Source organism: Agrobacterium sp. 22117 (genome assembly GCF_052045735.1).
GTDB lineage: Bacteria > Pseudomonadota > Alphaproteobacteria > Rhizobiales > Rhizobiaceae > Agrobacterium > Agrobacterium cavarae.
The window spans coordinates 725,162-732,162 of the sequence record NZ_JBQEPP010000003.1 but is presented as its reverse complement, the minus strand read 5'-3'; the positions used below and the strand labels follow the sequence as shown (position 1 = coordinate 732,162).

The following is a 7,001-nucleotide window of genomic DNA, read 5'->3' as shown; positions in this document are numbered from 1 at the left end:
ATGGCAAAGAGCAAGTTTGAGCGGAATAAGCCGCACGTCAACATCGGCACGATCGGTCACGTTGACCACGGCAAGACGTCTTTGACTGCCGCGATCACGAAGTACTTCGGCGAGTTCAAGGCGTATGACCAGATCGACGCGGCTCCTGAAGAGAAGGCTCGTGGTATCACGATTTCGACGGCGCACGTTGAGTATGAGACCCCGAACCGTCACTACGCTCACGTTGACTGCCCCGGCCACGCCGACTACGTGAAGAACATGATCACCGGTGCTGCGCAGATGGACGGCGCGATCCTGGTTTGCTCTGCTGCTGACGGCCCGATGCCGCAGACGCGCGAGCACATCCTGCTTGCTCGCCAGGTTGGCGTTCCGGCGATCGTCGTGTTCCTCAACAAGGTTGACCAGGTTGACGACGCAGAACTTCTGGAGCTCGTCGAGCTTGAAGTTCGCGAACTTCTGTCGTCCTACGACTTCCCAGGCGACGACATTCCGATCGTCAAGGGTTCGGCACTTGCTGCTCTTGAAGATTCCGACAAGAAGATCGGCGAAGACGCCATCCGCGAGCTTATGGCTCAGGTTGACGCCTACATTCCGACGCCTGAGCGTCCGATCGACCAGCCGTTCCTGATGCCGATCGAAGACGTGTTCTCGATCTCCGGTCGTGGTACGGTTGTGACCGGCCGCGTTGAGCGTGGTATCGTCAAGGTTGGTGAAGAAGTCGAGATCGTCGGCATTCGTGCGACGTCGAAGACGACTGTTACCGGCGTTGAAATGTTCCGCAAGCTGCTCGATCAGGGCCAAGCTGGCGACAACATCGGTGCACTGGTTCGTGGCGTACAGCGCGATGGCGTTGAGCGTGGTCAGATCCTTTGCAAGCCAGGTTCGGTCAAGCCGCACAAGAAGTTCATGGCAGAAGCCTACATCCTGACGAAGGAAGAAGGCGGCCGTCATACGCCGTTCTTCACGAACTACCGTCCGCAGTTCTACTTCCGTACGACTGACGTTACCGGTATTGTTTCGCTTCCAGAAGGCACGGAAATGGTTATGCCTGGCGACAACGTCACGGTTGAAGTCGAGCTGATCGTTCCGATCGCGATGGAAGAAAAGCTGCGCTTCGCTATCCGCGAAGGCGGCCGTACCGTCGGCGCCGGCATCGTTGCCTCGATCATCGAGTAATCGACGACCGACGATGCCGTAAGCTTGCCGACGGCACTTAAGATTGCAGATGGCGGGCAAGCGCGATCTGCAGGTAGCGTCGGCATCGTTGCCTTGATTGTCGGGGAATCTCGACGTCTGAAATTCTAATTGACGGCGGTGCAAACACACCGCCGTCAGTTGTTTGATGAAAAAGCGTATCGGCGCTGCACTTTTAGTGCTTGAAAATTTCGGTGAAAGCGCGTAAACGCGCACTCACGTTCACCGCTGGATTCGCAATGCGTTGCGAAGCCGGGTGATTTCGCAATACAGACTACTGAAATGATTGGGGTGCGCCCTTCGCATTCCTCTCGATTTTTGAAAATCTGCGGCGCCACGATTAACTAGGTTCATGTATTTCCGCGTGCGGAAATCAATAATAAAGAACAAGGACAAGACGAATGAACGGCCAGAATATCCGTATCCGCCTCAAGGCGTTTGACCACCGGATCCTCGATGCCTCCACCCGTGAAATCGTGTCGACCGCCAAGCGCACCGGCGCCAGCGTTCGCGGCCCGGTTCCGCTGCCTACCCGCATTGAAAAATTTACTGTCAACCGCTCTCCCCACGTGGACAAGAAGAGCCGTGAGCAGTTCGAAATGCGGACGCACAAGCGTCTTCTCGACATCGTTGACCCCACCCCGCAGACTGTTGACGCGCTGATGAAGCTCGACCTCGCTGCTGGCGTTGACGTGGAAATCAAGCTCTAAGACCTCGGCCTGACCTTGCGAAAGTAAGGGCCGATATAACAAGGAAGGTACGTGGAGCAATCCAACGTCTTCCAATCCGGAGACCGGAAACATCGTGAGATGTCGAAGGGAACTCCCTAACAAAGGCCGAGCAAGGGTTTTCCCTTCAAGGCTCGCAAGAGGATTGAACCAATGCGTTCAGGTGTGATTGCACAGAAAGTGGGAATGACCCGCGTCTACAACGACGCTGGTGAGCATATTCCCGTAACGGTCCTGCGTATGGACAACGTACAAGTCGTTGCCCAGCGTACGGAAGACAAGAATGGCTATACCGCAGTTCAGCTCGGTGCCGGCCAGTCCAAGGTCAAGAACACGACAAAGGCGCTTCGCGGCCATTTTGCTGCTGCCAATGTCGAGCCGAAAGCAAAGCTCGTCGAATTCAAGGTCTCCAGCGAGAACCTGATCGACGTCGGTGCAACACTGACCGCAAATCATTTTCAAGCCGGCCAACTGGTCGACGTCACCGGAACAACGATCGGTAAGGGTTTTGCCGGTTCGATGAAGCGTCACAACTTCGGTGGTGGCCGCGCATCGCACGGTAACTCGATCTCTCACCGTGCGCACGGTTCGACGGGTTCCAACCAGGATCCTGGTCGCGTGTGGAAGGGTAAGCGCATGGCTGGTCATATGGGCCAGACCCGCGTCACCACCCAGAATCTGGAAGTGGTTTCGACCGATGAGGATCGCGGTTTGATCCTCGTGAAGGGCGCCGTTCCCGGTTCCAAGGGTTCCTGGATCATCGTCCGCGACGCCGTCAAGTCGGCTGCGAAGTAAGGGAGCCTTATCATGGAATTGAACGTCACAACCCTCGAGGGAAAAGACGCCGGCAAGGTAGCCCTGTCGGACGCAATCTTCGGCCTCGATCCACGCCAGGACATCCTGGCCCGCGTTGTGCGCTGGCAGCTTGCTAAGAAGCAGCAGGGCACGCACAAGACCAAGAACCGTTCGGAAGTTTCCCGCACGGGTGCAAAGATGTACAAGCAGAAGGGTACGGGCCGCGCTCGTCACCATTCGGCTCGCGCACCGCAGTTCCGCGGCGGCGGCAAGGCCCACGGCCCAGTCGTTCGCAGCCACGCTCACGACCTTCCTAAGAAGGTTCGCGCGCTCGGCCTGCGTCTCGCCCTGTCTGCAAAGGCAAAGGCCGAAGAACTGATCATCGTCGATCAGCTGATTGCATCGGACGCAAAGACAAAGGCTCTGCTGGGCAACTTCGCTTCGCTCGGCCTGACCAACGCTCTCGTTATCGGCGGCGCAGAACTTGATGGCAACTTCAAGCTCGCGGCTCAGAACATCCCGAATGTGGACGTTCTGCCGGTACAGGGCATCAATGTTTACGACATCCTGCGCCGTGGCAAGCTCGTGCTTTCCAAGGCTGCTGTAGAGGCTCTGGAGGAGCGGTTCAAATGACGGATCTTCGCCACTACGATGTGATCGTATCTCCCTCGATCACGGAAAAGTCGACGCTGGTATCCGAACAGAACCAGGTCGTATTCAACGTCGCCAAGGACGCTTCCAAGCCTGAAATCAAGGCTGCCGTGGAAGCTCTCTTCGGCGTCAAGGTCACGGGTGTGAACACGCTTATCCGCAAGGGTAAGACGCGCCGTTTCCGTGGATTCGCTGGCAAGCAGAAGGACGTCAAGAAGGCGATCGTGACACTTGCTGAAGGTCAATCCATCGACGTGTCCACCGGACTCTAAAGGTTAGGCCCAAGCGGGCAAAGACCCAAAAGGGAACAAATACAATGGCATTGAAAAGTTTCAATCCGACCACACCTAGCCAGCGTCAGCTGGTTATTGTGGACCGCGCTTCGCTCTACAAGGGCAAGCCGGTAAAGGCTCTTACACAGGGCCTCAGCTCGAAGGGTGGCCGTAACAACCAGGGCCGGATCACCGTTCGTTTCCAGGGCGGCGGTCACAAGCGGACCTACCGTCTGGTTGACTTCAAGCGTCGTAAGTTCGACGTTGAAGGTACGGTTGAACGTCTGGAATATGACCCTAACCGCACCGCATTCATCGCGCTCGTGACATACACGGACGGCGAACAGGCTTACATTCTCGCGCCACAGCGTCTCGCTGCCGGTGACAAGGTGATCGCCTCCGACAAGGCAGTGGACGTAAAGCCCGGCAACACCATGCCGCTGCAGTTCATTCCGGTCGGCTCGATCATCCACAACGTCGAGATGAAGCCGGGCAAGGGCGGCCAGATCGCTCGCTCCGCCGGTACCTATGCACAGCTCGTGGGCCGCGATGCCGGTATGGCGATCCTGCGTCTCAACTCCGGTGAACAGCGTCTGGTGCACGGCTCCTGCCTCGCATCGATCGGCGCTGTTTCCAACGCTGACCACGGCAACATCAACGATGGCAAGGCCGGTCGTTCGCGTTGGCGCGGCAAGCGTCCGCATGTTCGCGGCGTTGTCATGAACCCGGTCGACCACCCGCACGGTGGTGGTGAAGGTCGCACGTCCGGTGGTCGTCATCCTGTGACGCCATGGGGCAAGCCTACCAAGGGCAAGCGTACCCGCTCGAACAAGTCGACTGACAAGTTCATCATGCGTTCGCGCCATCAGCGCAAGAAGTAAGAGAGGAAGTCTCAAGTGGCTCGTTCAGTATGGAAAGGTCCGTTTGTTGACGGCTATCTTCTCGCTAAGGCTGAGAAGGTGCGCGCAGGCGGACGCAGTGAAGTAATCAAGATCTGGAGCCGTCGCTCCACGATCCTGCCGCAGTTCGTTGGTCTGACCTTCGGCGTTTACAACGGCAGCAAGCATGTGCCCGTCTCTGTCAACGAAGACATGGTCGGTCACAAGTTCGGTGAATTCTCTCCGACCCGGACCTATTACGGTCATGGCGCGGACAAGAAGGCAAAGAGGAAGTAATCATGGCGAAGGCTAAGACCGAACGCCGGCTGAAGGACAACGAGGCTCAGGCCGTTGCCCGTACGCTTCGCGTCAGCCCCCAGAAACTGAACCTGGTTGCCGCTCTTATCCGTGGCAAGAAGGTTGATCGCGCTCTCGCCGAGCTCGAGTTCTCGCGCAAGCGTATCGCTTCCACCGTCAAGAAGACGCTGGAATCGGCTATCGCAAACGCCGAAAACAACCATGACCTCGACGTAGACGCTCTCGTCGTCGCCGAGGCCTATGTTGGCAAGTCCATCACCATGAAGCGTTTCCACGCTCGTGGCCGTGGTCGTGCATCGCGCATCGAAAAGCCGTTCTCGCACCTCACGATCGTTGTTCGTGAAGCCGAGGAAAAAGGGGAGGCCGCATAATGGGTCAGAAAATCAATCCAATCGGCTTCCGCCTGGGCATCAACCGTACGTGGGACAGCCGTTGGTACGCTGACACTTCCGAGTACGGCAACCTCCTGCATGAAGACCTCGCTATCCGTGCCTACCTCGTGAAGGAACTGAAGCAGGCCGGTATTGCAAAGGTCGTTATCGAGCGCCCACACAAGAAGTGCCGCGTTACGATCCACTCCGCTCGTCCGGGCCTCATCATCGGCAAGAAGGGCGCTGACATCGAGAAGCTTCGCAAGAAGATCTCCGAGATGACCAGCTCCGAAACGCACCTCAACATCGTTGAAGTGCGCAAGCCGGAAGTCGACGCAACGCTCGTTGCACAGTCGATTGCCCAGCAGCTGGAACGCCGCGTGGCTTTCCGTCGCGCCATGAAGCGCGCCGTACAGTCCGCTCTGCGCCTTGGCGCAGAAGGCATCAAGATCACCTGCGCAGGCCGTCTCGGCGGCGCGGAAATCGCTCGTACCGAATGGTACCGCGAAGGCCGCGTTCCGCTTCACACGCTGCGTGCAGACATCGACTACGGTACGGCTGAAGCCGAAACCGCATTCGGCATCTGCGGCATCAAGGTCTGGATCTTCAAGGGCGAAATCCTTGAGCACGATCCTATGGCTTCCGAGCGTCGTGCGCTCGAAGGCGATGCTCAGGGTCCTGCAAGCCGTGAGCGTGGCGATCGCAACGATCGTCGTCGCGAAAACGCTTGATTGACGCTGGCGAAAGATAAGCTCGGAGAAGTAAGAAAATGTTGCAGCCAAAGCGTACAAAGTACCGCAAGCAGTTCAAGGGACGCATCAAGGGCGTTGCCAAGGGCGGCTTTGACCTGGCATTCGGTGAATTCGGCTTGAAGTCGCAGGAACCGAACCGCGTGAATGCACGCGAGATCGAAGCGGCCCGCCGCGCGATCACGCGTTACATGAAGCGCGCAGGTCGCGTTTGGATCCGTGTATTCCCCGATACTCCGGTTACGGCTAAGCCGACCGAAGTTCGTATGGGTAAGGGCAAGGGTTCGGTTGATTACTGGGCATGCAAGGTCAAGCCTGGTCGTATGATGTTCGAGATCGACGGTGTTTCCGAGGAGATCGCCCGCGAGGCGCTTCGTCTCGGCGCTGCCAAGCTCTCGGTCAAGACGCGCTTCGTACAGCGCATCGCAGAGTAAGGAGCAAGGCAAATGAAAGCCGAAGATATTCGCGGCCTCAGCGCCGACCAGCTCAAGGACAAGTTGGCTGACCTGAAAAAGGAACAGTTCAACCTGCGTTTCCAGAAGGCCACCGGCCAGCTGGAAAAGTCCTCGCGCATCAACGAAGTCCGTAAGGACATCGCCCGGATCAAAACCATTGCTGCCCAAAAGGCCGCAGAAGCCAAGGCCTAAGGAAGAATACTATGCCTAAACGCATTCTCCAGGGCGTCGTTGTATCCGACAAGAACGAGAAGACTGTCGTAGTCCGTGTTGAGCGCCGATTCGCTCACCCCTTGCTGCAGAAGACCGTTCGTCGTTCTAAGAAGTACAAGGCGCACGACGAAAACAACCAATACAAGGTCGGCGATGTGGTTTCCATTGAGGAATGCGCACCGATCTCCAAGGATAAGCGCTGGACGGTGGTTGCCGCTCACGCTTAATTTCAACGGAATCGCGCCAGGTGTCTTGCACTTGGCGCGAAAATCTGTATGAAGCAGCGCAAGGACGCTCGTAACCCGAGCGTCTTTTGCTTTGATGCGCACGGAAGGTCCCTTTGGGAAACCACCCTGGCAAGATTTCTTCCGCGCAAA

12 protein-coding genes are annotated in these 7,001 nt (G+C 57.4%); all 12 read left to right on the top strand.

Annotated elements, in window-relative coordinates:
* Window positions 1-1,176: elongation factor Tu (gene tuf, locus ACTJKV_RS12075; RefSeq protein ID WP_111851116.1), on the top strand; the 1,176-nt coding region annotated here is incomplete at its 5' end.
* A 419-nt stretch (window positions 1,177-1,595) separates the two neighbouring features.
* Window positions 1,596-1,904, top strand: a complete 309-nt coding sequence (gene rpsJ / locus ACTJKV_RS12070; protein ID WP_003507767.1) for a 30S ribosomal protein S10 — start codon at window positions 1,596-1,598, stop codon at window positions 1,902-1,904.
* 171 nt (window positions 1,905-2,075) lie between these two features.
* Entirely contained in the window at window positions 2,076-2,717 is a 642-nt protein-coding gene (gene rplC, locus ACTJKV_RS12065) for a 50S ribosomal protein L3 (protein WP_062427536.1), read from the top strand.
* Window positions 2,718-2,729: 12 nt separating this feature from the next.
* Window positions 2,730-3,350 (top strand): 50S ribosomal protein L4, encoded by a 621-nt coding sequence (gene rplD, locus ACTJKV_RS12060; RefSeq protein ID WP_062427535.1) that lies wholly within the window; start codon window positions 2,730-2,732, stop codon window positions 3,348-3,350.
* The gene (locus ACTJKV_RS12055; protein ID WP_027677427.1) at window positions 3,347-3,640 is read left to right on the top strand and encodes a 50S ribosomal protein L23; all 294 of its coding nucleotides are present in this window, start codon (window positions 3,347-3,349) and stop codon (window positions 3,638-3,640) included. Before rplD ends, ACTJKV_RS12055 begins: the two co-directional genes overlap by 4 nt.
* A gap of 44 nt (window positions 3,641-3,684) precedes the next feature.
* On the top strand, window positions 3,685-4,521 hold the full coding sequence (gene rplB / locus ACTJKV_RS12050) for a 50S ribosomal protein L2 (RefSeq protein ID WP_062427534.1): 837 nt from the start codon (window positions 3,685-3,687) through the stop codon (window positions 4,519-4,521).
* A gap of 15 nt (window positions 4,522-4,536) precedes the next feature.
* Window positions 4,537-4,815 (top strand): 30S ribosomal protein S19, encoded by a 279-nt coding sequence (gene rpsS, locus ACTJKV_RS12045; RefSeq protein WP_027677425.1) that lies wholly within the window; start codon window positions 4,537-4,539, stop codon window positions 4,813-4,815.
* Window positions 4,816-4,817: 2 nt separating this feature from the next.
* On the top strand, window positions 4,818-5,207 hold the full coding sequence (gene rplV / locus ACTJKV_RS12040; protein WP_062427533.1) for a 50S ribosomal protein L22: 390 nt from the start codon (window positions 4,818-4,820) through the stop codon (window positions 5,205-5,207).
* Complete coding sequence (rpsC, locus tag ACTJKV_RS12035) at window positions 5,207-5,938, top strand: 30S ribosomal protein S3 (protein ID WP_062427532.1); 732 nt, start codon at window positions 5,207-5,209, stop codon at window positions 5,936-5,938. Before rplV ends, rpsC begins: the two co-directional genes overlap by 1 nt.
* Window positions 5,939-5,976: 38 nt before the next feature.
* A complete protein-coding gene (gene rplP, locus ACTJKV_RS12030; protein WP_027677422.1) occupies window positions 5,977-6,390 on the top strand; it encodes a 50S ribosomal protein L16 in 414 nt (137 codons plus the stop codon).
* A 12-nt stretch (window positions 6,391-6,402) separates the two neighbouring features.
* Window positions 6,403-6,603 carry a 50S ribosomal protein L29 gene (gene rpmC, locus ACTJKV_RS12025; protein ID WP_027677421.1) on the top strand — a complete coding sequence of 67 codons (201 nt, stop codon included), beginning with the start codon at window positions 6,403-6,405 and terminating at the stop codon, window positions 6,601-6,603.
* An 11-nt stretch (window positions 6,604-6,614) separates the two neighbouring features.
* Window positions 6,615-6,851: a 30S ribosomal protein S17 gene (gene rpsQ / locus ACTJKV_RS12020; RefSeq protein ID WP_027677420.1), complete on the top strand. Its 237-nt coding sequence runs from the start codon at window positions 6,615-6,617 to the stop codon at window positions 6,849-6,851.
* Window positions 6,852-7,001: the final 150 nt, after the last annotated feature.

Bases quoted from the DNA above. Each gene is read 5' to 3' on its own strand.
- rplV (WP_062427533.1), top strand. From the start codon at position 4,818: ATGGCGAAGGCTAAGACCGAACGCCGGCTGAAGGACAACGAGGCTCAG.
- rplB (WP_062427534.1), top strand. From the start codon at position 3,685: ATGGCATTGAAAAGTTTCAATCCGACCACACCTAGCCAGCGTCAGCTG.
- ACTJKV_RS12055 (WP_027677427.1), top strand. From the start codon at position 3,347: ATGACGGATCTTCGCCACTACGATGTGATCGTATCTCCCTCGATCACG.
- rplP (WP_027677422.1), top strand. From the start codon at position 5,977: ATGTTGCAGCCAAAGCGTACAAAGTACCGCAAGCAGTTCAAGGGACGC.
- rplC (WP_062427536.1), top strand. From the start codon at position 2,076: ATGCGTTCAGGTGTGATTGCACAGAAAGTGGGAATGACCCGCGTCTAC.
- rpmC (WP_027677421.1), top strand. From the start codon at position 6,403: ATGAAAGCCGAAGATATTCGCGGCCTCAGCGCCGACCAGCTCAAGGAC.
- rplD (WP_062427535.1), top strand. From the start codon at position 2,730: ATGGAATTGAACGTCACAACCCTCGAGGGAAAAGACGCCGGCAAGGTA.
- rpsC (WP_062427532.1), top strand. From the start codon at position 5,207: ATGGGTCAGAAAATCAATCCAATCGGCTTCCGCCTGGGCATCAACCGT.
- rpsQ (WP_027677420.1), top strand. From the start codon at position 6,615: ATGCCTAAACGCATTCTCCAGGGCGTCGTTGTATCCGACAAGAACGAG.
- rpsJ (WP_003507767.1), top strand. From the start codon at position 1,596: ATGAACGGCCAGAATATCCGTATCCGCCTCAAGGCGTTTGACCACCGG.